Raw genomic sequence first — 24933 nt, 5'->3', positions numbered from 1 at the left:
AGCAGGATCAGCGGTCGGATTGACGGTAGCGATGGCTTCGCCGGCCGTAGCAAAGCCCAAGGATCCACCAACCGAAATTACTTTGTCTGACACGTTCCGTGCCGCATCTCGCGCGGCGAGAGCGGCGTTGGACAGCGGAGACGTGAATACCGCCAATGCGCAAATAACCACCCTTCAACCTGCTACTCCGCTCGAAAAGTACATCGCGGGATCGCTGAAATATGATTATGCATCGCGCCGCAGCGATCCACAGGCGATCCGCCGCGCTTTGACTGACATGCTCGAAAGCGGTGCAACGCCCGAGGCGCAGGTTCCATATCTGCGGTATCTCGCGGGCTACTACTCTTACTACCTGGGCGAGCAGGGCGACGCCATTGCGCAAGTCAATTATGCGCGGCAACTTGGTTATGCTCCTGTAGAAACTACGGTCCTGCTGGCCGATGCCAATATCAAGAAGAAGAAGTCGACAGAAGGTCTGGCATTGCTAGAGCAGGCCGTGACGGAACAGCGGGCGAGCGGCAAGCCCGTTCCTGAAGCATGGTTTGATCGCGCCATCGCCATGTCCTATCAGGCGGGCAAATGGGCTGATGTCGCAAAGTGGAGCCAGCAGAAATTGGCGCTCTATCCGACGCCCGGTAACTGGCGCTCTGGTCTGATTAATTTCGAAGCGGCTCCGGGTCTCGACCCTCAAGTTCAGCTTGATCTTTACCGGCTGCAATCGGCCACGGGCGCTATCGCCAGCGAACGCGATGTACAGGCTTACGCGACGCTGGCTTCGCGCAATGGGTATGAAGCGGAGGCGATGGCCGTTATCGAAGCGGCGCGGACGAGCGGGAAGCTGACGTCGACAGAGGCTGTCACTGCAGCGCTCGTGAAATCGATCTCCGTCAAGGCGAAGAAGAATATCGCCGCCCTGCCCGCGCTCGTGAAGAAAGCGGAGACGGCCAAAGACGGCACCTCCGCTTCGAACGCTGGTGACGCGTACTTCTCGCTGAGTCAGTTTCCTCAGGCGGTGACGCAATACCGCCTTGCACTGAGCAAAGGCGGTGTGGACATGGCGCGAGTCAGCACGAGACTGGGCATCGCCTTGGCGCGATCAGGCGATCTGCCTGGTGCGAAGGCATCTTTGGCGCAGGCGACAGGTAGCTGGGCCACTGTCGCGAACTTCTGGAACGTCTGGGTAGATCAGCAAGCGCAGCGTACGGCTGGAGCCAGCCCTGCTGCGATTAATACGCCTACCTGAAAATGCGGGGCGCGGCAGGAAGCCGCGCCCGACTATTTAAAGTGCCGTTTCGTAAAGGAGCGCCGATCCTGCCTTGGCTGCTGAATAAAGCCCCCGCGCTTCGGGCACTATGCACTTGAAGTAGAAGTCCGAAGCGCCCTGTTTGCCCTTCAGGAAGTCGGGATCGCCTTCCCCATTGGTCAGCATTTCGCCAGCGATGCGCTGCTGGCGCTCCATCAGCCAGCCGCATGTAAGCGTCGATAGCATCGTCAGAAACGGATAGCTGCCTGCCAAACGATCGTTGACCGAAGCCTCGGTCAGCATCCATTCCGCTATTTGCTCAACCTCATCAGCCAACTTCAGCAGTTCGGCATCGCGAGCTTCCCCGCGAATGTCGGCGATCAATGCGCGCAAGGCGGCACCGCTGTCGCCGCCAAGCTTCCGCCCGACGAGATCGGCCGCCTGAATGCCGTTGGTGCCTTCATAGATCGGGGTGATCCGCACATCGCGATAATGTCGGGCTGCGCCTGTTTCTTCGATAAAGCCCATTCCGCCATGTACCTGAACGCCAAGAGAAGCCACCTCGCAGCCGACATCGGTGCCGTGCGCCTTCGCGAGCGGCGTTACCAGATCCAGGCGGGCTTTTGCGGCAGCATCCCCGGTGCGGGCGCGATCGACTTGGCCCGCAGCATAATAGATCAGCGCTCGCGCCGCCTGAGTCTGCGCGATCATCCGGAGCAGCATACGGCGAACATCGGGATGTTCGATGATCGGAACAGGTGACGTGCCAGAACTGCCATCCGCGCGCGGCGTCTGGACGCGCTCGCGAGCGTAGGCCAGCGCCATCTGGGTTGCGGCTTCCGACGCCTGCACACCCTGACTGCCGACGTTCAGCCGCGCATTGTTCATCATCGTGAACATCGCACGCATGCCCGCCCCTTCGGCTCCCACCAATTCACCGATGCAATCGTCATTATCGCCGAAGGAAAGCACGCAAGTAGGCGAAGCGTGGATACCCAATTTGTGCTCTATCGACACGCAGCGTACGTCGTTGAAAGCGCTGGGATTGCCCTGCTCATCCAGCCGGAGCTTGGGTACCACGAACAGGGAAATGCCCTTGGTTCCCGGAGCCGCCCCTGGGGTCCGGGCGAGAACCAGATGAACAATATTATCGGCAAGGTCGTGCTCGCCAAAGGTGATGTAGATTTTCTGTCCCTTGATCTTAAAGGTGCCGTCGCCCACTGGCGTGGCCGTAGTGCGAAGCGCGCCGACATCAGAGCCAGCTTGCGGTTCGGTCAGGTTCATCGTGCCTGGCCATTCGCCTGTGATGATCTTTGGCAGCCACTTCGCCTGCTGCTCCGGAGATCCATGATGGTCCAGCGCTTCGACGGCGCCCATGGTCAGCATGTTGATTAACGAGAAGCCGAGATTGGCGCTGCCTAAATCCTCCATTACCACCGTAGTAAGAGCAAAGGGTAGACCCTGCCCGCCAAATTCCGTTGGGCCGTCGATGGTGCCCCAGCCATTTGCTACGAAAGCCTGATAGGCATCCCGGAACCCCTGCGGCAACGTCACTACACCGTCATTCCAACGGGCACCCACCGTGTCGCCGATTTTGGCGAGCGGCGCATATTCCGAGGCCGCGAATTCGCCTATGCCCTCGACAATTGCCTCCACGGTGTCGGCGTCAGCGCCTGAATAGCGCGCATTCTGCGCCAGTGCGTCGATGCCGACGATATGTTTGAGCAGGAATTTCTGTTCGGCAGTAGGGGCAACGTAGCTCATAATGCAGTCCTCCGGATTTGGGTCCCCAAATCACAGAGGCATGCCTATGACAATATATGGAACCATAGAAAAATTGAGGTTTTTTGTAGAACCTAGCTTTCCCTAGGGGAACGCTAAGTGCCAAGTCCTGATCTGCACTTGTTCACGCTAGCGTGGCTGCTACCAGTAAAGAATGGCCACTTCCCTGAAGCTCGACAATTTCGTTCCCTATCGGCTCTCTTACACATCAAACCTCGTCAGCGACGTTGTCGCGCATAGCTACGACAAACTCTTCGGGCTTAAGATCCCTGAGTGGCGGATGATCGCGATCGTGGCGGAGAGTGAAGGCGTGACACAGCAGACCATCAGCCAGCGTTCACGTATGGACAAGGTGACGGTAAGCCGCGCAGCAATTGCACTGGTAAGCCGCGATCTTGTAGAGCGCGTGCCTAATCCGGCGGACAAGCGTTCCCATCTTCTGGTGCTGACGGATGCGGGCCGAGCACTCTACGCCGATGTAGCGCCAAGGGCGCTGGCGCTCGAACGATCTTTGTTCGACAGCTTTGATCGTGAGGAATTGGACCGGTTCGTAGCGACTCTTCGCCGTATCGATGCCGCGGCCCTGGCTCTCGAGGCGGTCAATCCCCATCTGCCCGACACGCAACAATCCTGATCCGCTGAATAGTCTGTCGCGCATGGCCTTGCTCCGCTCCCTCCTTGATCCGTTTGTCGTCCTGCTGCTGGCGACTGTAGCGCTCGCTTCGTTCCTTCCCGCGAAGGGGGACGCCGCCCGGATCGTCGACGGCGTCGCGGACGCGGGCATCGTTCTTCTCTTCTTCCTGCACGGCGCCAAGCTGTCGCGCAGCGCCATCATTGCTGGCGCCTCGAACTGGCGGCTGCAGCTTCTGACGCCCTTGGTGACGTTTGCAATCTTTCCTCTGCTCGGGATCGGCTTGTCCGAGGCGGCATACAGCACAGGCATTGTGCTTCCGATGATTGCCAGCGGACTGCTATTCCTGACGCTGCTGCCATCAACGGTGCAATCGTCCATCGCCTTCACTTCAATTGCAGGAGGCAATGTAGCCGCCGCCGTCTGTGCGGCATCATTTTCCAACATCGCAGGCATCATTTTGACGCCGCTACTGACCGGCTTGCTGATGCATCTCTCGGCAGCAGGGCAGAGCGATATATGGGCATCGGCGGAAGTCATCGCCATGCATCTTCTGCTGCCTTTCGTTCTCGGCCATCTGGCGCGGCCATGGATCAGCGGCTTCGTTGCGCGCCATAGTGCACTTGTCGGGCGGGTGGATCGGGGCGCGATCCTGCTCATCGTCTATTCGGCTTTCAGCGCGGCGGTGGTCGAAGGACTATGGCAGAAATTGTCTCCGGCGGCGGTGCTGGTGATCTGCGGGCTTTGCATTGCCCTGCTCGCCGTTGTGCTGACGCTTAGCTGGTTTCTAGGCAAGGCTGCTGGGTTAGCCGTGGAGGACCGGATCGTTCTGTTGTTCTGCGGTTCCAAGAAGAGCTTGGCGTCCGGCGTACCGATGGCCGGTGCGTTATTTCCGGCGTCGCAGGTGGGCCTCTTGATCCTCCCCCTGATGTTGTTTCACCAAATCCAGCTTATCGCCTGCGCGGTGATTGCACGCCGCCTTGCGCCACGCTGATCGCATCAAGTTCGTCTGGCGTATTGATATTGGGGATCGCTTCTTCGGATAAGAGAACGCGAACCCCGATCGAGCGCGCCCATCTTTTGACGGATCGATCATCGCCGTGCTCCAAATGACTGTCGAGTGCGTCCGCAAGATTTGATGACCAAATTCCAACGATCGGCATGTGGTCGAAGATTGTGGAGTCGGGCTGCTCTGTAAGACGTCGCAATAGATGATCCGGCAATATTGGGGTGTCACATCCTGCCGAAAGAACTCGGTCAAAGCCATGGTCGCGTGCATAATGTAGTGCGGCATTCAAACCGCCAAGGGGGCCAAGGTTACCTGCCGGACGGTCCGGAATAGCGATGCCTTTACCCTCTGTGCGGCCACAGATGATGACTGTGTCTGAAACTTTCGCGAGCCGCTCGGTAGCGTGAACAAGAAGCGCCTTATTTCCTAATAAAGCCAAAGCTTTGTCTGATCCAAAGCGGCTGGACTGTCCTCCCGCCAGCACCGCTCCAAGTATCCTTTCTGACGAAATACCATGAGTCATGCGATTTACTCCGATCTTTAAGCATGCATGACTTGCTCGTGCGCAACCGTCAAATCCGCGTCCTTACTTCTTCACGGTTAAGATGTTCAGCTTCACACAGACACCAGATAAACCTTAGATGAACGGGTAGGCATAAGAACCAGCTCAACGTTTCATCGAAACGCCTTATCGTGAATTGCTGCGCTGCGGTACGACTAAAATCGGGATAATCACGTTGCTTGGTTGCTATGATGAAACAACCCACCGTTCGCCCGGCGAGGGCCGCGATTGCCGCTGTTCTCGCTTTTGCATCAACGCCAGTGTTAGCGCAGGTTGCCGCGCCTTCAGGCCCGCCGCCGGTTACGGTGACGCAGACTGCGCCCGCACCGGTCATCGCCGCTCCCCTCGTTGCAGCCCCCGCAGCATCGACGGCAACTCCAGTTACGCCCGCGCCTGTAATGGCGGCGCCGTCGCCTGTCGTTCAAGCTACTCCAACCCCAGCCCCCATTGTTTCCACGCCAGAACAGGAAGCGGCCCAGCCCGCCCGCGCTGCCTCGGTGAAGTCAGCCGAACGTACAGCGCCCCGGACCAGTGCACGTGAAGCGGTGCCAGGTTCATCCCAGGCAGAACTTGCAGCTACTCCTGCGGTAGTATCACCCCAGCCGGAGCCACAGGCACCAATTGCCACGCAGAAGGATGCCCCCGCACCGGTCGCTGCTTCGGCTCCGACAGAAACAGCGAACGCTGATACCGGCAATGGCCTTGAATGGGGACTGGTTGGTGGCGCAGCGGTGCTGTTGGGAGGACTGGGTTTGATGGCCGCTCGCCGTCGTCGCAATCCCGATCGTGCTGACGAGTTGCTGCTTGATCGCGCTGCAGAACCTGCTCCGTTGGAGCCCGTTGCTGAACGTACGTATATGCCTTCACCTGCTACCGCGGCTCCCTCGGCTTACCGCGATACACCAGCCTTTGTGTCACCTCGCATAGCGCCTGCGATGTCGAACGCACACACTGAAGATCAATCTCTAGAGGCATTGGCAGCAGCGGCACCTTCAGCCGAGAATCCATTCCTCACGCGGAAAAACCGCCTGCGTCGGGCGCATTTCATGCAGCGTCAGCATCAAGTCGGTCAGAACCGCGAAACTGCGGCGGCACCCGATGCGGCGTTTGTTCAGGAACAGCGCCGCCTGTCGCCGGTTTACGATTTCGGTGGGGGCATGACACAGCGTCGCGGCTTTGGTCGTCCCGCAACAACATGATCTGAACTGTCGGCAATGCTGAAGCCGGACCCCAAAAGGTCCGGCTTCAGTCGTTTCACGCCGCGACCTTCGCCAACCCCTTGGACAGTTGAACCGCGGCGTTCAGGCGCGCCACGGGATCGTTCCAGGTCCGCGTAATCACCAGTTTGCTATCGGGCCGCAATTTTGCCGTTCCCTCCAGCTTCTGCACATAAGCAATAAGGCCTCCTGGATTAGGAAAACTGTCATCTTGGAAGCTGACCAGCGCGCCCTTGCCGCCTACATCCATCTTGGCAATGTTGGCCCTAAGACAATTCTGTTTGATCTCGATAAGCTTGAGCAAGTTCTGCGTAGGTTGTGGCAACTTTCCAAAGCGATCGATAAGTTCTGCGGCAAAAGCTTCGATGCCTTGCCGATCTTCCAACTCATTGATTCGGCGATAGAGCCCCATGCGCAAATCGAGATCAGGGACATAATCGTCCGGAATCATGATCGGCGCATCAATGGTGATTTGCGGCGAGAACGCGTCACGCGCCCTCTCCGACGCGATCCCGCCAGCCTTAGCATCCAGGATCGCCTCCTCCAGCATCGACTGGTAGAGTTCGAAACCCACTTCGCGGATATGGCCAGACTGCTCGTCGCCCACCAGATTGCCCGCCCCACGAATATCCAGGTCATGACTGGCCAACTGGAAACCTGCGCCCAACGTGTCGAGGTCAGACAGCACCTTGAGCCGCTTTTCGGCCGTTTCCGTGATGATCCGGTCAGCCGGTGTGGTCATGTAAGCATAAGCCCGCGTCTTCGACCGCCCGACACGCCCGCGTAACTGATAAAGCTGAGCCAAGCCGAAGCGATCAGCGCGATGGATTATGAGCGTATTGGCGCTCGGAATATCGAGTCCGCTTTCGACGATCGTGGTCGAAAGCAGCACATCGTAACGCTTGTCATAGAAGGCCGACATGCGCTCTTCCACTTCAGTGGGCGACATCTGGCCGTGCGCCACCACTGCGCGGACTTCGGGCACTTCGTTGCGCAGGAATTCCTCAATCTCGTTGAGGTCGGTGATGCGCGGGACAACGAAGAAGCTCTGGCCGCCACGATAATGTTCACGCAGCAGCGCCTCGCGGATGACGACCCCATCCCAAGGCATGATGTAGGTGCGCACGGCAAGGCGGTCGACCGGCGGCGTCTGGATCACCGACAATTCGCGCAGGCCTGACATCGCCATCTGCAGCGTTCGGGGAATTGGCGTGGCCGTCAATGTCAGGACATGCACGTCCGACTTGAGCTGCTTCAGCCGCTCCTTATGCACCACACCGAAACGCTGTTCTTCATCGACGATGACGAGACCGAGGCGATTAAATTCCAGCCCCTTCGTCAATAGCGCATGCGTGCCCACTACGATGTCAAGCGTGCCGTCCGCCAGCGCCGCCTTGGTCGCCTTCGCTTCCGCCGCAGGCACGAGCCGAGACAGCCGCCCGACCTTCATCGGAAAGCCGCGAAAGCGCTCTTCGAAATTGTTGAAATGCTGCCGGGCCAGCAATGTGGTCGGGCCGATCAGCGCGACCTGCATCCCGGCCATGGCGGCAACGAAAGTGGCCCGCAGCGCAACTTCGGTTTTCCCGAAACCAACATCGCCGCAGACAAGGCGGTCCATCGGACTGCCCGCCGCCAAGTCTTGCAACACGTCCGAAATCGCACGGTCCTGATCGTCGGTTTCATCATAGGGGAAGCGATCGACAAAGGCCGGATAGCCTGCCGCGTCCGGTTCCGCGATGGCCGCAGGACGCAACGCGCGCGCGGCCGCTGTCTTGAGCAATTCGCCAGCGATCTCGCGGATACGTTCGCGCATCTTGGCCTTGCGGCGCTGCCATGCCTCGCCGCCCAGCTTGTCGAGCGATACGCCATCGGTTTCCGATCCGTAGCGCGAGAGCACGTCGAGATTCTCGACCGGCACATAGAGCTTGTCGTTGCCCGCATAGACCAGCGCCACGCAATCATGGGGTGCCTTCCCGACCGGAATCGACGTGAGCCCGTCATAGCGCCCGATCCCATGATCGGCGTGAACCACCAAATCACCGGGCGTAAGCGTGGCGAGTTCGGAAAGAAACGCATCCGCGCTCTTCTTGCGCTTGGCCCGGCGCACGAGGCGATCGCCAAGCATGTCCTGCTCGGTAAGCACCGCCACGTCCGGAGCCGTAAAGCCGTGGTCCAGCGGCAGCACCATCAGCGCCACCGATCCCGTAGCGGCGAGACCGAACGCTTCCTGCCAGCTATCGGCCGCAGCGAGACGCTTGACGCCATGATCAAGCAGAAGCCCCGAGAGACGTTCTCGCGCGCCGACCGAATAGCTGGCGATCACGATCTTGTGATCTTTGCTCAGCTTGGCGATATGCTTGCCCACGGCTTCGTAGACGTTTGCATTTTGCGCCCGTTCCGGCGCAAAATCGCGAGGGCCGTCCACGCCGAAGTCGAGTACCGTCGCGCTTTCCGGTTCATGGAAAGGGCTGGTGATGTGTAGCGCGTTGGTGGCAATTGCGCCTGACCACTCGTCCGCGGTCAGATAAAGCTGTGCGGGGTCAAGTGGACGATAGGAGCCGGGATCGGCGGAGCGCGCTTCGATGCGGTTCGCGTGGTAATCACGGATCGCCTCCAGCCGTGACTCAGCGGCCGCCGTCGCGCCATGGTCGCGGATGATGACAGCGCCCTCGCCCAAATGCTCGAACATCGGGACGAGGCGCTCTTCGAAGAGCGGCAGCCAATGCTCCATGCCCGCAAGCCTGCGTCCTTCGCTGACCGCCTGGTACAGGGGATCGCCTGTGGCAGTCGCGCCGAATATCTCACGATACCGGCTGCGGAAGCGCTTGATCGTGTCTTCGTCCAGCAACGCTTCGGAAGCGGGGAGCAGCGTGAAGCCTTCGACGGCACCAGTCGTGCGCTGATCGCCGGGGTCGAAGCGGCGGACGGTCTCGATCTCCTCGCCGAAGAAATCGAGACGCAGGGGCTGTGCTTCGCCTCCGGGGTAAAGGTCGACAATACCGCCTCGGATAGCAAATTCGCCCGCGTCATGCACGGTGTCGGTGCGCACATAGCCATTGGCCTGCAACATCTCAGCCAGCTTCGATATGGCAATGCGTTCGCCCGGCGCCAGTCGTGCGACCAATTGCCGGATGCGAAAAGGCGTCAATGTCCGCTGCGTAAAGGCATTGACGGTGGTGACGACGAGCTGCGACCCTTTGGGCTTCGCCTGCAACGCATTCAGCCCCGCCAGCCGCTCCGACGCGGCGCGCAGCGAAGGCGACGCGCGATCATAGGGAAGGCAATCCCAGGCGGGAATGCGGATGATCTCCAGCTCCGGCGCGAAATAGGCGGCGGTGTCCGCCACCGCCTGCATCAACTGCTCGTCAGGGGCGATGAACACCGCGCGCGTCGATGCGGCCCGCGCGATATCGGCTAACAGCCATGGCTGAAACCCCGCCGGAACGCCGGAGAGCGTCAGGGGAGTTTTGGATTTCAGTATCTTCTGGAGGTCAGTCACTATTTACGGAAACACGTCATTCGGCGACCGGCACATAATCGAGCTTGCGCATCGCGTCCATCATCGGTCCCTGATACTGCGCCGGAGTAGGCAATGTGCCGAGCGCCCATGCCATGATATCCACGTCCTGCTCGTCCATCAGGGTCTCAAACCAGACGAGCTGTTCCTCAGTCCATGTCGCGCCATAGGCATCAAAAAAACCGCCGATCATCAGGTCCGCCTCTTTGGTGCCGCGATGAGATGCGCGGAAGCTTAGCCTGCGCAGGCGGGGATCGTCGTGCATTAATAAATCCTTGTGCGGCAGTCGGCTGTTAGCGCCGCCGTGTATAAAGCAGCGCAGCGACAATCGCCGCAGATCCTATGCCTACGGCCGCGCCGATCGCGACTGATTTTTTTGAAGGGCCATTGTTTTCGTCCACGGGTCGGCTTCCCGCTTCCGCTGCCGCATTCGTCGGCGGAAATGGCGTATTTTCAGCCGCTTCTGTCGATCCTTCGGTCATTCATCTTCTCCACCTATTTTGCCGCTTAACGTGCGAGCGGCAGCAAGGATGCCTTTGTTACGGCGGCCCAAAACAAAATGGGCCAGCCTTTCGGCCAGCCCTCGCCCGCCGAAGCGGTTTGTCCCTGGTGCACCCGGAGCGATTCGAACGCCCGGCCCTCAGATTCGTAGTCTGATGCTCTATCCAGCTGAGCTACGGGTGCGTCAGGGAAGTGCGCAGATAGAAGGGGGCGTCCGATCTGGCAACCCCCTTTTACCGCTTGACGCGCTTTATTTGCGTAGGCGTTATTTTCGAGCCGCCAAAGCCGCCTGAGCAGCCGCCAAACGCGCGATCGGCACGCGGTATGGCGACGCCGAAACATAGTCGAGACCCACGGTTTCGCAGAAGGCGATGGAGGCAGGATCGCCGCCATGCTCGCCGCAGATGCCGAGTTTGATGTCAGGCCGCGTCGCACGACCGCGTTCGGCCGCGATCTGGATCAGTTCGCCTACGCCTTCCACATCGATGCTGACGAACGGATCGCGGGGGAAGATGCCCTTATCGACATAGGTGCCCAGGAAACGGCTGGCGTCGTCGCGGCTGATCCCGATCGTGGTCTGCGTGAGGTCGTTTGTGCCGAACGAGAAGAACTCGCCCGCCTGCGCGATCTCGCCTGCCTTCAATGCTGCACGCGGCAACTCGATCATCGTGCCCACCAGATACTCGATCGTCTTGCCGCGTTCGGCAAACACTTCCTTGGCGACACGATCGACGATCGCCTTCATCAGTTCCAGTTCCTTCGCGGTGGCGACGAGCGGGATCATGACTTCTGGGATCGGGGCCGTGCCGCTTTGCGCGGCGACATCGATCGCCGCTTCGAAAATAGCGCGCGCCTGCATCTCGTAGATCTCAGGATATGTCACGCCCAGGCGGCACCCGCGATGGCCCAGCATCGGGTTGAACTCGTGCAACTCAGACGCGCGGCGCTTCAATTCGTCCACGCCCACGCCCGCAGCCTTTGCGACTTCGGAGAACTCGCTCTCCTCATGCGGCAGGAATTCATGCAGCGGCGGATCGAGCAGACGGATCGTCACGGGCAGTCCCGCCATCACCGTGAAAATCTCGGTAAAGTCGCTGCGCTGTTCGGGCAGCAGCTTGTCCAGCGCTTCGCGACGGCCCTTCTCGTTGTCGGCCAGGATCATCTGGCGGACGGCGGTGATGCGCGCCGCGTCGAAGAACATATGCTCCGTACGGCAGAGGCCCACGCCTTCCGCGCCGAATTCCCGCGCGGTCTTGCAGTCGAGCGGGGTTTCGGCGTTGGCGCGCACCTTCAGGCGACGCACCTTGTCTGCCCATACCATCAGCACACCGAAATCACCGGCAAGCTCAGGCTGCACGGTGGGAACGGCGCCCGCCATCACTTCCCCGGTCGAGCCGTCGATGGTGATGATGTCGCCCTCGCCCAGCTCACGGCCCGCTACGCGCAGCACCTTCGCCTTGGCATCGATCGACAGGCTCCCAGCACCGGACACGCACGGGCGGCCCATGCCACGCGCCACCACGGCGGCGTGCGACGTCATGCCGCCACGCGCCGTCAGAATGCCCTTGGCCGCGTGCATGCCGTGGATGTCCTCAGGCGACGTCTCCGTGCGCACGAGGATGACGGCCTCGCCCATTTCGTTGCGACGCTCTGCGGTGTCGGCGTCGAACACGATCATGCCGGACGCGGCACCGGGCGACGCCGGCAGCCCCTTGGTCAGCACATCGCGCGGTGCCTTGGGATCCAGCGTCGGGTGCAGCAATTGGTCGAGCGCCGACGGATCGACGCGCGCGACGGCCTCCTCCTCTGTAATCAGTCCCTCGCCCGCCATATCGACCGCCATCTTGAGCGCAGCCTTCGCGGTGCGCTTGCCCGACCGCGTCTGGAGCATCCACAGCTTGCCCTGCTGCACCGTGAACTCGATATCCTGCATGTCGCGATAATGCTTTTCCAGGATCTGGAACACGCTCGCCAGCTCGGCGTAGGTTTCCGGCATCGCCTCTTCCATCGAAGCGGCCTTCGCCCCTGCCCGCTCGCGCGCGGCCAGCGTCAGATATTGCGGCGTCCGGATGCCCGCAACGACATCTTCGCCCTGTGCGTTGATCAGGAATTCGCCGTAATAGACGTTCTCACCGGTTGCAGGGTCGCGCGTGAAGGCGACGCCGGTGGCGGAAGTGTCACCCATGTTGCCAAACACCATCGCCTGTACGTTGACGGCGGTGCCCCAGTCGCCCGGAATGTCGTTCAACCGGCGATAGACTTTCGCGCGGTCCGCCTGCCAGCTGCCGAACACGGCGCTGATCGCGCCCCAAAGCTGATCGTGCACATCCTGCGGGAAAGGCTTTTTCCACTGGTCCGCAACGATCTTCTTGTACTCGGCCACCAGCGCGCGCCAATCGTCGGCGGTCAGTTCGGTGTCGAGCGAATAGCCATTGTCTTCCTTGGCGATCTCCAGCGCTTCCTCGAACGCGCCGTGATCGAGTTCCAGCACGACGTCGGAATACATCTGGATGAAGCGGCGATAGCTGTCCCACGCGAACCGCGCGTCGCCGGAGGTCGCGGCCAAGCCTTCCACGGTCTCGTCGTTGAGGCCGAGGTTGAGGACGGTGTCCATCATGCCCGGCATCGACACGCGCGCGCCGGAACGAACGGAGACGAGCAGCGGGTCGGCGGCATTGCCGAACGTCTTGCCCGTTATCCCCTCGATATGGGCAATGCCGTTCGCGACTTCCGCGCGCAGGCTGTCGGGGAAGACCTCGCCATCGACATAATAGCGCGTGCACATCTCGGTCGTAATCGTGAAGCCCGGTGGCACCGGCAGGCCGATCGACGCCATGCCATCAAGGTTCGCGCCCTTGCCGCCCAGCAGGTTCTTGTTGCCCTTCCCGCCATCATCCACACCGCCGCCAAAGCGATAGACGTAGCGGGGTTCGTTGCCCGTGGTGGTGTCGTTGGTCTTCAAAGCGGTAGCCATGGATGTCCCTCTGCACTGGGAAGTTTAAAACGCATTGTGCGTTGCAACACGGATTCCTTCAAGGCAGGAAGTTGCGACTTTTGCAACTCGATTCAGGATGAACCGCTATTTTGGTGCTGTCGTCCCTGCAAGGTTGAAAGATTATCACCTCACATCAGCCTTCGATGCGGGAGAAATCTGCGACGCCATGCACCGCGTCCCGCATCCGCGCCAGCAGTGCGAGGCGGGCAGATCGCTTGGCAGGATCGGGATCGTTCACCGTGACGACTTCGAAGAACGCGTCGATAGGCGCACGCAGGGTCGCAAGGGCAGCCATGGCGGCGGCGAAGTCTTCGCGAGCAATGGCTTTGGTTGCGCGTGGTTCAGCGGCGTCGAGGGCGGCGATGAGCGCGGCTTCGTCGGGTTCGGGGGTGTATGCGGTTGCCGTCATGCCAGCCTCGGCTAGTGTCTCATGAGGCAGCGCGCCATCGCCTGACACCCCAGCCTGCGCTGGGGTGACGGCAGTGGCGAAAGGCGCTTCCTTCTTGAGGATATTCGCGGCGCGCTTGTATCCGGCGAGCAGGTTGGTGCCATCCGGCGTTTCGACAAATGCCTGTAGCGCCCGCACGCGGGCGAGAAGGCGGACGAGATCATCCTCGCCACCGAGGGCGAACACTGCGTCGATAAGGTCGTGACGGACACCGGCCTCGCGTTGCTGCACTTTGAGGCGGTCGGCAAAGAAGTCAGGCAGCGTTTCGAAAGTCTTATTCATGGACCGCAAATGCAGTTCGTATTCGGCATCCCCGATACCTGGAGCGCAATGCAGGTCTGTCATACCAGCGAGTGCGCGGGTAATTGATTCCCACAAGCTCAAGCGCACCACGTTTCGGGTCAGCAACTCTAGTACACCAAGTGCGGCTCTTCTAAGCGCAAACGGATCTTTGGAGCCAGTTGGCGGCATGTCAGCGTAGAAGAACGACACGAGCGTATCCAACTTATCCGCCAAACTCACCGCCACCGTCACCGGGGCGGTAGGCACTTCGTCCCCCTGACCCACCGGCTTGTAATGATCGCGGATGGCGTCGGCCACCGCATCGGGCAGTCCCTCGGCGCGGGCGTAGTAGCCGCCCATGACGCCTTGCAGTTCCGGAAACTCGCCGACCATTTCGGTGACGAGATCGGCTTTGCACAGGCGCGCCGCCTGTTCGGCCATGTCGGCCAACTCAGCCTTCGTCATGCCAGCGTGGGCTGGCATCTCAGGCGATGGCGCGCCGCCGCTTGAGACCCCAGCGTTCGCTGGGGTGACGGTTTGAGATGCCGACGAGGGCGTCACGATGCCCTCTTCCACCAGCCACCGCGCTAGCTTCGCCACCCGCTCCACCTTGTCGGCGACGGTGCCCAGCTTCTCGTGGAAGGTGATCCGCTCCAGCTTCTTCGCGTGATCCTCAAGCCGCGTCTTCTTGTCCTGCTCCCAGAAGAAGCGCGCGTCGCTCAGGCGTGCGGCGAGAACCTTGCGGTTGCCCGCGACGATCGCCGTGCCGCCATCATGCGCCTCTATATTCGCGGTGCATATGAACGCAGGCGCCAATGCACCAGCCGCGTTGCGCAAAACAAAATATTTCTGGTTAGTGCGCAGAGTTAGCTGAATAACTTCAGGCGGCACCTCAAGAAACGCCGGGTCGAAATCACCCAACAGCGGCACCGGCCATTCGGTCAGGCCCGCATTCTCCGCGACCAGTCCCTTGTCCTCGACCAGCATCAGGCCGTGGGCGGCGGCGGCTTCCTGCGCCTTCGCTTCGATGATCGCCATACGCTCGGCATGATCGACGATGACATGGCAGGCGCGCAGCTTCTCGACATAGTCGCTCGCGCCGCCGATGGTGATCTGATGCGGATGGTGGAAGCGATGACCCAGCGTCGCGAAGCCGGAGCGGACGCCCTCAATCTCGATATCGACGAGGTCTTCGCCCAGGATCGCGACGATGCCCTGTAGCGGGCGCACCCAGCGCAGGCTCTCGGTCGTCTGGCTGGCTTTGCCCCAGCGCATCGATTTCGGCCATGGAAACGCGCGGACGATCGCGGGGATCGCTTCGGCCAGCACGTCAGCGGTGGCGCGACCCGGCTTTTCGATGACCGCGAACAGGATGACGTTGCCCTTTGCGTCGGGCCGCTCAACCAGTTGTTCCCGCGTCAGGCCGGTCTTGCCAAGGAACCCGGCGAGCGCCTGTGGTGGCGCGTCGGCGCGCGGGCCTTTCAATTCCTCGTTCACGGCTTGCGTCTGGAGAGGCAGGCCGCTTGCGATCAGGGCAAGGCGACGGGGCGTGACGAAGGATTGGATACTGTCGGGCTTCAACCCGGCTTCGGCCAGCTTCTCGGTGAACAGGCGCGCGAGGTCTTCGGATGCCTTCTGCTGCATCCGCGCAGGGATTTCTTCGCACAGGAGTTCCAAGAGGAAGTCAGTCATAGCGCGGCACTCTCAATACCGTTCGGGCTGAGCTCGTCGAAGCCTTCTACTGAACGAAATGAAGTATGCTTCGCCCGCGGCTCAGCAGAACCCTTCGACAGGCTCAGGGCGAACGGATTTTTAAGGCCGACCATAATCACGCGGCCCATCCGTTGATCTTCATCCACGCGTCGCAGCTTCCCTTGGCGAGGTCGCGGACGCGGGCGATGTAGCTGGCGCGCTCCTGCACGGAGATGACGCCGCGCGCCTGTAACAGGTTGAACACATGGCTCGCCTTGATCGCCTGGTCATAGGCGGCCAGCGGCACATCGGCGGCGATGCTCGCCTGACATTCGGCTTCGGCATCCTTGAACCAGCGGAACAGCTTGTCGGTGTCGGCGACTTCGAAGTTCCACTTCGACATCTGCTTTTCGTTCTCAAGGAACACATCGCCATAGGTCACGCCCGCGTCATTGAAGCGCAGGTCGTAGACGCTGTCGACGCCCTGAATATACATGGCGAGCCGCTCCAGCCCGTAGGTCAGTTCGCCCGCGACCGGTTTGCAGTCATAACCGCCCATCTGCTGGAAATAGGTGAACTGCGTGACTTCCATGCCATCGCACCACACTTCCCAACCCAATCCCCATGCGCCGAGCGTCGGGCTCTCCCAGTCGTCCTCGACAAAGCGAATGTCGTGCAGCAGCGGGTCGATCCCGATTTCCCGCAGACTGTCGAGATACAGATCCTGCAGATTCGGCGGCGATGGCTTCATGATCACCTGATATTGATAGTAATGTTGAAGCCTGTTCGGGTTCTCTCCATAGCGCCCGTCGGTGGGGCGACGCGAGGGCTGCACATAGGCGGCGTTCCAGGGGTTCGGCCCGAGGCTGCGCAACGTGGTGGCCGGGTGGAAGGTGCCCGCGCCGACTTCCATATCATAGGGTTGCAGGATCACGCAGCCCTGCTTGCTCCAATAGGCGTGGAGGGTCAGGATCAAGTCCTGAAAGCTGAGCGTATCGGGCTTTGCGGCCATGGTCGTATTGCGCCTGCTACTGGAAAAAAGCGTGGCGGTGCCTTGGCGCATGGGGCCGGACGGGTCAAGTCGGGGCACGCGGGCAAGATGGTAAAAGCGCTTGCTGTGCGGCGTGGCGCGACGCATCTACTTCGCATTCCAGTTCAGAAAGTTCACCTGTGTCGTTTCGCTTAGAATCCCTGGCTGCCTTGCTGCTCCTTGCGGTGTCTCCGCCTGCCTTGGCTCAGACGCCTGCGCCGGAGGCTGGTGCCGATCCCGCGCTTTGGGTGGTGAAGGACGGCGACACGACAATCTACCTGTTCGGCAGCGTCCATGTTCTGAAACCCGGCACGGTCTGGTTTGATGACGAGATAAAGACGGCGTTCGACAAGTCGGATGAACTCGTGCTGGAAATGGTGGAACCGGATCAGGCGACGATGATGCAGAAGGTCGCGTCGTTGGGCGTCGATCCAGATGGTCCACCACTGAGCGAGAAGCTGGAGGAAAAGCCGCGCGCCGCCTACATTGCGGCAATGACCGCAAATGGCATTCCGTGGCAGGCGCTGGAGAAGTTTCAGCCGTGGATGGCCGGGATTACTTTGTCCGTCGCACCACTTGGGCGGCTGGGTTACGCCGCGGATCAGGGAGTGGAGAAGATCCTGACTACAGCGGCGAAGCAGGCTGGCAAGACGATCGAGGGGCTGGAAACACCCGAGCAGCAACTGGGCTATTTCGCGACCTTGCCGGAACCGCAGCAAGTCGCGTTCCTCAATGCCACCGTTGCCGAACTGCCCGAGGCGGAGAGCACCTTCGCCCGGATGATCGCAAGCTGGAGTGAGGGTAAAGTTGACGCACTAGCGGCGGAAATGAACGCATCGCTGGAAGCGACGCCGGAACTGGCGCAAGTGCTGCTCTATAATCGCAATGCCAACTGGGCGAAGTGGATCAAGGCGCGGCTGGACAAGCCTGGGACGGTGTTCATGGCGGTGGGCGCCGGACATCTTGCGGGTGCCAAGGATGTGCAGGATCAACTTGAAGTGCTGGGCATCGAGACGCACCGCGTGCCCAAGGCGAACCTCGTAGCGCATTGATGGGCCGTTGATCGTGGGCGTCGGCGGCTTACATGGATCAGGATGCAAAAACCTTTCCTGACCGTCATTGGGCTTGTGCTCCTATTACTGAATGCCTGTTCCGGAGAGCGTTCGCCAAAAGACGAGCGAGGCGCACCTGCCTTATGGAAGATCGAGAACAAAGGGCAGAAAGCCTTTGTTTTTGGTACGATCCATGTGCTGCCTGAGAATGTCGACTGGCAGACGCCAATATTGGCAGAGGCAATGGCGGCGTCGGACGGTCTGGTTCTCGAAGCGGAAGGCCTGGATGATGACGCAGCGGCGCGGAAGATCTTCAACCGTCTAGGCCAAAGTCCCAACCTGCCGCGCCTGACCCAGCGCGTCGCCGCGTCGGATCGCCCTGCGCTCAGCGCGCTGATGGATCGTGGTGGGCTGAAAGAGGCGGATCTGTCGCGATATGAAAGCTGGGCTGCGTCGCTGCTGCTCTCCACGGTTGCGCAAAGCGAACTTGGGCTTTCCGGCGCGCAAGGCGTCGAGCCTTCGCTGACGGCGACATTCCGGGCGGCGGGTAAGCCTGTGTCAGGCCTTGAAACCGTCACCGAGCAGTTCTCCTTGTTCGACCGCTTGCCGGACGCCGTGCAACAGCGCCTCCTCGTCGACAGCATCAACGATGCCAAGGACAGCCGGGCCGAATATGGCAAGATGATGCGCGCATGGCTCACCGGCGACACGAAAGCGATTGCCCGGGACTTTGTGGCAGAGCTTGCGCCCGAACCGGAACTGGCGGGACCGTTGCTCACCGACCGCAACCGCGCCTGGGCGGCGCGTATTCCGCAGTTGAAGGGCAGCCCATTCATCGCGGTGGGCGCGGCGCATCTTGCCGGACCGGATAATCTTCTGTCTCTACTTCAGCGTCAGGGTTACACCATCAAGCGCATCCAGTGATGCCGCCCACGCCGCGCTTGCCTTTCGCGCGGTTTCTGCTAATGGCCCCGCTCCCGTTATGGTCATCCCTGGAGGCGTGACGGGCAAATGTAACCACTTACCAGTTTTGGAGACACGCAATGAGCGATCAGCTTACGCTGTCGGCCGAGGCACGCGATCGGGCAGGCAAGGGAGCCTCCCGCGCTCTCCGCCGCGAGGGCCGCGTACCAGCCGTCATTTACGGAATGAACGAAGAACCCACCATGGTTCATGTGGAGGAGAAGGCGCTGAACAAGCTGCTGGGCACCGGCCACTTCATGAACTCGGTCGTCATGGTCGAAGTGAACGGCAAGCCCGTTCGCACGCTTCCCAAGGACGTTGCCTTCCATCCTGTAAGCGAGCGCCCGCTACATGCGGACTTCCTGCGCGTGTCCGAACATGCCGCTGTGCATGTGAACGTCCCCGTCCGCTTCGAGAACGAAGATGCATCGCCAGGTCTGAAGCGCGGCGGCGTTTTGAACGTCGTGCGTCATGAGCTTGAAATGATCGTCGATGCATCGGAAATTCCGGACGATATCGTTGTCGACCTGAGCGGCTTTGAAGTGGGCGACTCGATCCATATCAGCAGCGTTACGCTGCCGAAGGGTGCAAAGTCGGCCATCGAAGACCGCGACTTCACCATCGCTACCATAGTCGCTCCCTCCGCGCTGAAGAGCAGCGACGGCGATGCCGCCGATGCTACGGAAGGCGAAGCCGCAGCCTAAGCTGCCTTCCCTTCGTGACGCTGAACAGACCCCGTTCGTTCTATTCGGAACGGACGGGGTTTGCGTTTGGAGCCTGACGAGATGCAGCTTTGGGTCGGCCTCGGCAATCCTGGTGCGCAATATGCCCTGAACCGGCATAATGTGGGCTTCATGGCGGCTGACATCATTGCGGAACTGCATGGCTTCACGGCGCCCAAGCGTCAGTTTCAGGGTTGGGCCAGCGAAGGTCGGCTAGGCTCCGAGAAATTGTTGTTGCTCAAGCCCGCGACGTTCATGAACGAGAGTGGCCGGGCAGTCGGAGAGGCAATGCGCTTCTACAAGCTGACGCCGGAAGACGTGACCGTGTTCCACGACGAGTTGGACCTCGCGCCTTTCAAGGTGAAGGTGAAGCGTGGCGGCGGTACGGCGGGGCATAATGGCCTGCGGTCGATGGATTCGCATATCGGGCCGGAGTTTCGCCGGGTGCGGATTGGGATCGGTCATCCGGGGCATAAGGATCGCGTGCACGGCTATGTGCTGGGCAACTATGCCAAAGCGGAGATGGACCCGCTGTCGGACCTGCTAGGCGCGATTGGCGCGGAGGCGCATTGGCTGGCGGCGGGCGACGATGTGCGGTTTGCGAATGATGTCGCCCTTCGGTTGCAAGGCAAGTGCGGTTTGTAGAGTAAGTTTTAAAGGCAGGGACCAGGAATATGGGTTTCAAATGCGGTATCGTCGGGCTTCCCAACGTGGGCAAGTCGACTCTGTTCAACGCTTTGACGGAAACGCAGGCGGCGCAGGCGGCGAACTATCCGTTCTGCACGATCGAGCCGAATGTCGGCAATGTTGCCGTGCCCGATCCACGCCTGTACGAGATCGCCAAGATCGGCGGGTCCGCCAAGATCATCGAGACGCAACTGGCGTTCGTCGACATTGCCGGGCTGGTGCGCGGCGCGTCCAAGGGCGAAGGCCTGGGCAACCAGTTCCTTGCCAACATTCGCGAAGTTGACGCCATCGTCCATGTGCTGCGCTGCTTCGAAGACGATGACATCACGCATGTCGAAGGCAAGATCGACCCCATCGCCGACGCGGAGACCGTAGAGACCGAATTGATGCTGTCTGATCTGGATTCGCTGGAAAAGCGCGTTCCGGCACTCCTGAAGAAGGGCCAGCAGGGCGACAAGGAAGCCAAGGCAGCGGCGGCCGTATTGGGTCAGGCGCTTGAGTTGCTCCGTGAAGGCAAGCCCGCACGGCTGGCGAAGCCGCGCGATGAGGAAGAAGAACGGTTATTTTCGCAGGCGCAATTGCTGACAAGCAAGCCGGTCCTTTACGTGTGCAACGTAGACGAAGGCAGTGCGGCGGAAGGCAATGCGTTCAGCACACGCGTGTTCGAGAAGGCTAAGGCCGAAGGTGCGAGCGCCGTCATCGTCTCCGCCGCAATTGAAGCCGAACTCATCACCATGCCAGTGGAAGAGCGCGGCGAATACCTCGAAGCATTAGGGCTGAAGGAAGCAGGTCTCGCGCGCATCATCCGCGCCGGCTACGAATTGCTCGGCCTCATCACCTTCTTCACGGTCGGCCCCAAAGAGGCGCGCGCATGGACCGTCAATCGCGGCTCCAAGGCACCGCAGGCAGCTGGTGCGATCCATAGCGATTTCGAAAAGGGGTTCATCCGCGCCGAGACCATGGCGTATGAGGATTATGTCAAATACAACGGTGAAGCGGGTGCCAAGGAAGCCGGCAAGTGGCGCGCAGAAGGCAAGGAATATGTGACGCAAGACGGCGACATCATGCTGTTCCGCTTCAATGTGTAGCTTGATTGACGTGAACGTCAGGCACGACTAGATAACGGCTTTTCCGTTGCAGGTTGAAACTCGTATGACGCACTATTTCGAAGATATCCAGGTTGGATCGGTGGAGCGATTCGGCCACTATGTGGTCGAACGGGACGAGGCTATCGCATTTGCGGGCAAATATGATCCACAACCGTTTCATTTGTTGGACGACGCGGCAGCGCAAACGCACTTCAAGAAGCTGGCGGCAAGCGGTTGGCACACCACGGGCATGTTCATGGCCATGTTCGTCGCCCACATGCAAAAGGAGCCTGCGCGTCAGGAAGCCAGCCTCGGTGCCCTAGGCGTCGATGAACTACGCTGGCTCCGGCCCTGTTACCCAGGAGATATCTTGCATTGTGAGGCCGAAGTGATTGAGAAGAACCAATCAAAGAGCCGGCCAGAGATGGGCATCATCAGGACTAAGGTCACGGTCTTCAATCAGCGCGACGAGCCGGTGATGACACTCATACCGATTGCAATGTGGCGGACGCGCCCGATTTGACCTGATGGCTCCTACTTCCGCCCGAACAGCTTTTCGATCGACCCGTGATCGAGCTTCACCCATGTCGGGCGGCCATGATTGCACTGTCCGCTGTGCGGAGTCACTTCCATTTCGCGGAGCAGCGCGTTCATTTCCGCCACGGATAGTACCCGCCCTGCCCGCACCGACCCGTGGCAAGCCATGGTGGCCGCGACATGATCCAACCGCTCCTTGAGCGACAAGGTGCTGTCGTAAGCGGCAAGATCGTCCGCCAGGTCCGTGACGAGGCCATGCACGTCACCCGCCCCCAGCATCGCGGGCGTCGCGCGCACCAACATTGCCGAGGGACCGAAGCGTTCGAGGTCCAGCCCGAACTCCGAAAGCTCCTCGATCCGTGCCTCAAGCCGGTCGCAGGCGGGCTCGTCCAGCTCCACCACTTCGGGTAGTAGCAGCGCCTGCGAGGCGACCCCCGCCCCTTCCAATGCACGGCGCATCCGCTCCAGGACCAGCCGCTCATGCGCGGCGTGCTGATCGACGATCACGAGCCCATCTTCCGCTTCCGCCACGATATAGGTCTTGGCGACCTGCCCGCGCGCTACGCCCAGCGGAAAGCTATGCGCTTGGGGCGGCGGTTGCGCGGCAGGCTCTGCGCGCGCTGCGGGGGGCGGCGGGAGGAAGGTGGCGCGGCGATCGCCGAAGCTTGGCACAAAGGCCGATGACGGCGCAGCACTCATCGCCTCGAAGATCGGCATGGCACCGATCGGAGTCGGTGAGACGGGCTCCTGCTGCCATGCACCAAGTGCCGAAGGATCGGCGCGCTGGACGGAGCGGAACCCCGCCTCATCAAGACCACGCTTGAGGCCACTGACGATCATGCCCCGGATCATGGCGGGCTCCCGAAAGCGCACTTCGTTCTTGGCGGGATGAACGTTCACGTCCACCTCGCCGGGCGGCAGATCGAGGAACAGCGCCACGACCGGATGCCTGTCCCGCGCCAGCAAGTCGGCATAGGCGCCGCGCACTGCGCCGATCAGCAGGCGGTCACGGACGGGACGGCCATTGACGAACAGAAACTGGTGATCGGCAACGCCGCGATGATAAGTCGGCAGGCCTGCGACGCCCGCCAGCCGGATGCCTTCGCGCTCCAGACTGATCACCACATGGTTATCGGCCAGCGCCCGGTCGGTGAGCGCCGCCACACGATCCTCGCGGCTTTCGCCATCCTGTACGCTGATGGCGCGTCTTCCATCATGCTCCAGCGTAAAGGCGATGTCCGGCCGCGCCATCGCCAGCCTACGAATGATATCGAGGCATGCCGCATATTCCGAACGCGCCGACCGCAGGAACTTGCGACGCGCCGGCACCTTGCCGAAGAGTTGCTCGACGCCGATGCGCGTCCCCGGCGGAACGGCCGTCGGCCCCTCCGAGATAAGCGCACCATTATCAATCACCCGCTGCCAGCCATCGCCATCACGCGTGCGGCTTTCGATAGTGACGGTCGCGACGCTGGCGATGGATGGCAGCGCCTCTCCCCGGAAGCCCAAAGTCGCGACGTTCTCGATCGCATCGTCGGGCAGCTTGGATGTCGCGTGCCGCTCCAGCGCGAGCGCCATGTCCTCACGCGTCATGCCGCACCCATCGTCCAGCACTTCGATCCGGTCCAGACCGCCCGATGCAAGCCGGATGGTGATGCGCCGAGCGCCCGCGTCTACCGCGTTCTCGACCAGCTCCTTCAGCGCGCTGGCGGGTCTCTCCACCACTTCGCCCGCAGCGATGCGATTGACCAGATGTTCGGGCAGGCGGCGTATTGACATTGGTTAGTGACTAGCCCAATCGAACGCCTTCCGCGACCCGCTGCCCGACATTTTTGCATATTTAGAGGCTGGCCGAGCGCAGGTGGGGAAACTGATACGTATCGCGGCTGCTGCCCCTTCCGGGTGGGCGGTCTGGACTAGGGAAAAGCATGTCGATCTTTTCGCGTTTATTCAAATTTTCCTCGCAGGATATGGCGATAGACTTGGGGACGGCCAACACTGTGGTCTATGTGCGCGGGCGCGGTATCGTTCTGAATGAGCCTTCAGTCGTCGCGGTCGAGACTTTGAATGGCATCAAGCGCGTCAAGGCCGTGGGTGATGATGCGAAGTTGATGATGGGCAAGACGCCCGACAGCATCGAAGCGATTCGTCCCTTGCGCGACGGCGTGATCGCGGACATCGATGTCGCCGAGCAGATGATAAAGCACTTCATCACGAAGGTGCATGGCGGCAAGGCGCGGCCCTGGCGCTTCCCTGAAATCGTTATCTGCGTGCCGTCGGGTTCCACCAAGGTCGAGCGCCGCGCCATTCGTGACGCCGCCAGCAATGCAGGCGCGAGCCAGGTGTTCCTGATCGAGGAGCCGATGGCCGCGGCGATCGGCGCCGACATGCCCGTCACCGAGCCGATCGGCTCCATGGTTGTGGATATCGGCGGCGGCACCACCGAAGTCGCGGTGCTATCGCTACGTGGCCTTGCATACACCACATCCGTGCGTGTCGGCGGAGACAAGATGGACGAAGCGATTGTTTCTTACGTCCGTCGCCACCATAACCTGCTGATCGGTGAAGCGACTGCCGAGCGGATCAAGAAGGAATATGGAGTTGCGCAGTCCCCCGCCGATGGCGTGGGCGAGACGATCCATATCAAGGGCCGCGACCTGGTGAATGGCGTACCCAAGGAAATCTCGATCAACCAGGGCCAAATCGCGGACGCGCTGGCCGAGCCGATTAGCACCATTGTCGAGGGGGTACGCATCGCGCTGGAAAACACCGCGCCGGAACTGGCCGCCGATATCGTCGATCAGGGCATTGTGCTGACCGGCGGCGGCGCGCTGCTGAAGGGTCTGGACGACGAATTGCGCGATGAAACCGGGCTGCCCGTCACGATCGCCGAAGATCCGCTCACCTGTGTCGCGATCGGCACCGGCCGCGCCATGGAAGACCCGATGTTCCGGGGCGTCCTGCAAACCGGCTGA

General features: G+C 61.0%; 21 protein-coding genes and 1 tRNA gene. 11 read left to right on the top strand and 11 right to left on the bottom strand.

Features of this window, described 5'->3' with window-relative positions; translation table 11 throughout:
- Positions 1 to 82 precede the first annotated feature (82 nt).
- Positions 83 to 1243: a hypothetical protein gene (locus C1T17_RS09655; RefSeq protein WP_223262884.1), complete on the top strand. Its 1161-nt coding sequence runs from the start codon at positions 83 to 85 to the stop codon at positions 1241 to 1243.
- Between the two features lie 36 nt (positions 1244 to 1279).
- Here the strand turns inward: C1T17_RS09655 and C1T17_RS09650 are convergent, their stop codons facing one another.
- Positions 1280 to 3007, bottom strand: a complete 1728-nt coding sequence (locus tag C1T17_RS09650; RefSeq protein ID WP_104953263.1) for an acyl-CoA dehydrogenase — start codon at positions 3005 to 3007, stop codon at positions 1280 to 1282.
- A 172-nt stretch (positions 3008 to 3179) separates the two neighbouring features.
- Here C1T17_RS09650 and C1T17_RS09645 point away from each other — a divergent pair, with 172 nt between their 5' ends.
- Positions 3180 to 3659 carry a MarR family winged helix-turn-helix transcriptional regulator gene (locus C1T17_RS09645; protein WP_104953262.1) on the top strand — a complete coding sequence of 160 codons (480 nt, stop codon included), beginning with the start codon at positions 3180 to 3182 and terminating at the stop codon, positions 3657 to 3659.
- Between the two features lie 22 nt (positions 3660 to 3681).
- On the top strand, positions 3682 to 4650 hold the full coding sequence (locus C1T17_RS09640) for a bile acid:sodium symporter family protein (protein WP_104953261.1): 969 nt from the start codon (positions 3682 to 3684) through the stop codon (positions 4648 to 4650).
- Here C1T17_RS09640 and C1T17_RS09635 read toward each other — a convergent pair.
- Entirely contained in the window at positions 4607 to 5188 is a 582-nt protein-coding gene (locus C1T17_RS09635) for a molybdenum cofactor guanylyltransferase (RefSeq protein WP_104953260.1), read from the bottom strand. The two genes, C1T17_RS09640 and C1T17_RS09635, sit on opposite strands and share 44 nt — an antisense overlap.
- A 227-nt stretch (positions 5189 to 5415) precedes the next feature.
- Between C1T17_RS09635 and C1T17_RS21020 the strand changes: the two genes are divergently transcribed.
- The gene (locus C1T17_RS21020) at positions 5416 to 6426 is read left to right on the top strand and encodes an LPXTG cell wall anchor domain-containing protein (RefSeq protein WP_145958985.1); all 1011 of its coding nucleotides are present in this window, start codon (positions 5416 to 5418) and stop codon (positions 6424 to 6426) included.
- Positions 6427 to 6481: 55 nt separating this feature from the next.
- On the opposite strand, the gene mfd is transcribed toward C1T17_RS21020, so the two are convergent.
- The 8 genes from mfd to C1T17_RS09595 all read right to left on the bottom strand — a co-directional run bounded on the left by mfd (position 6482) and on the right by C1T17_RS09595 (position 16891).
- Positions 6482 to 9943: a transcription-repair coupling factor gene (mfd, locus tag C1T17_RS09625; protein ID WP_104953258.1), complete on the bottom strand. Its 3462-nt coding sequence runs from the start codon at positions 9941 to 9943 to the stop codon at positions 6482 to 6484.
- Positions 9944 to 9959: 16 nt separating this feature from the next.
- Complete coding sequence (locus C1T17_RS09620; protein WP_104953257.1) at positions 9960 to 10226, bottom strand: succinate dehydrogenase assembly factor 2; 267 nt, start codon at positions 10224 to 10226, stop codon at positions 9960 to 9962.
- Between the two features lie 28 nt (positions 10227 to 10254).
- On the bottom strand, positions 10255 to 10443 hold the full coding sequence (locus C1T17_RS09615) for a hypothetical protein (protein ID WP_104953256.1): 189 nt from the start codon (positions 10441 to 10443) through the stop codon (positions 10255 to 10257).
- A 125-nt stretch (positions 10444 to 10568) separates the two neighbouring features.
- A tRNA-Arg gene (locus tag C1T17_RS09610) sits at positions 10569 to 10645 on the bottom strand.
- 82 nt (positions 10646 to 10727) lie between these two features.
- Positions 10728 to 13436, bottom strand: a complete 2709-nt coding sequence (gene ppdK, locus C1T17_RS09605) for a pyruvate, phosphate dikinase (RefSeq protein WP_104953255.1) — start codon at positions 13434 to 13436, stop codon at positions 10728 to 10730.
- 154 nt (positions 13437 to 13590) lie between these two features.
- Positions 13591 to 15879: a glycine--tRNA ligase subunit beta gene (glyS, locus tag C1T17_RS09600; protein WP_104953254.1), complete on the bottom strand. Its 2289-nt coding sequence runs from the start codon at positions 15877 to 15879 to the stop codon at positions 13591 to 13593.
- Positions 15876 to 16046, bottom strand: coding sequence for a hypothetical protein (locus C1T17_RS21300; RefSeq protein WP_189338617.1), 171 nt, complete (start codon positions 16044 to 16046; stop codon positions 15876 to 15878). Before C1T17_RS21300 ends, glyS begins: the two co-directional genes overlap by 4 nt.
- Positions 16016 to 16891 (bottom strand): glycine--tRNA ligase subunit alpha, encoded by an 876-nt coding sequence (locus tag C1T17_RS09595; RefSeq protein WP_104955121.1) that lies wholly within the window; start codon positions 16889 to 16891, stop codon positions 16016 to 16018. The genes C1T17_RS21300 and C1T17_RS09595 overlap by 31 nt, the downstream gene beginning before the upstream one ends.
- Positions 16892 to 17049: 158 nt before the next feature.
- Here C1T17_RS09595 and C1T17_RS09590 point away from each other — a divergent pair, with 158 nt between their 5' ends.
- From C1T17_RS09590 to C1T17_RS09565, 6 genes are all read left to right on the top strand, one after another.
- A complete protein-coding gene (locus tag C1T17_RS09590) occupies positions 17050 to 17961 on the top strand; it encodes a TraB/GumN family protein (protein ID WP_104953253.1) in 912 nt (303 codons plus the stop codon).
- A 42-nt stretch (positions 17962 to 18003) separates the two neighbouring features.
- Positions 18004 to 18885: a TraB/GumN family protein gene (locus C1T17_RS09585; RefSeq protein WP_104953252.1), complete on the top strand. Its 882-nt coding sequence runs from the start codon at positions 18004 to 18006 to the stop codon at positions 18883 to 18885.
- 119 nt (positions 18886 to 19004) lie between these two features.
- Positions 19005 to 19628 carry a 50S ribosomal protein L25/general stress protein Ctc gene (locus tag C1T17_RS09580; RefSeq protein ID WP_104953251.1) on the top strand — a complete coding sequence of 208 codons (624 nt, stop codon included), beginning with the start codon at positions 19005 to 19007 and terminating at the stop codon, positions 19626 to 19628.
- An 81-nt stretch (positions 19629 to 19709) separates the two neighbouring features.
- Complete coding sequence (pth, locus tag C1T17_RS09575) at positions 19710 to 20291, top strand: aminoacyl-tRNA hydrolase (protein ID WP_104953250.1); 582 nt, start codon at positions 19710 to 19712, stop codon at positions 20289 to 20291.
- Positions 20292 to 20320: 29 nt separating this feature from the next.
- Positions 20321 to 21421 carry a redox-regulated ATPase YchF gene (gene ychF, locus C1T17_RS09570; protein ID WP_104953249.1) on the top strand — a complete coding sequence of 367 codons (1101 nt, stop codon included), beginning with the start codon at positions 20321 to 20323 and terminating at the stop codon, positions 21419 to 21421.
- Between the two features lie 64 nt (positions 21422 to 21485).
- Positions 21486 to 21944 carry a MaoC family dehydratase gene (locus tag C1T17_RS09565; RefSeq protein ID WP_104953248.1) on the top strand — a complete coding sequence of 153 codons (459 nt, stop codon included), beginning with the start codon at positions 21486 to 21488 and terminating at the stop codon, positions 21942 to 21944.
- An 11-nt stretch (positions 21945 to 21955) separates the two neighbouring features.
- Here C1T17_RS09565 and mutL read toward each other — a convergent pair whose 3' ends face one another.
- The gene (mutL, locus tag C1T17_RS09560) at positions 21956 to 23737 is read right to left on the bottom strand and encodes a DNA mismatch repair endonuclease MutL (protein WP_104953247.1); all 1782 of its coding nucleotides are present in this window, start codon (positions 23735 to 23737) and stop codon (positions 21956 to 21958) included.
- A gap of 149 nt (positions 23738 to 23886) precedes the next feature.
- Here mutL and C1T17_RS09555 point away from each other — a divergent pair, with 149 nt between their 5' ends.
- Positions 23887 to 24933: a rod shape-determining protein gene (locus C1T17_RS09555; RefSeq protein ID WP_104953246.1), complete on the top strand. Its 1047-nt coding sequence runs from the start codon at positions 23887 to 23889 to the stop codon at positions 24931 to 24933.

Origin of the sequence: Sphingobium sp. SCG-1 (genome assembly GCF_002953135.1) — a bacterium.
Classification (GTDB): Bacteria; Pseudomonadota; Alphaproteobacteria; order Sphingomonadales; family Sphingomonadaceae; genus Sphingobium.
This window is presented reverse-complemented; position numbering and strand designations above follow the sequence as displayed.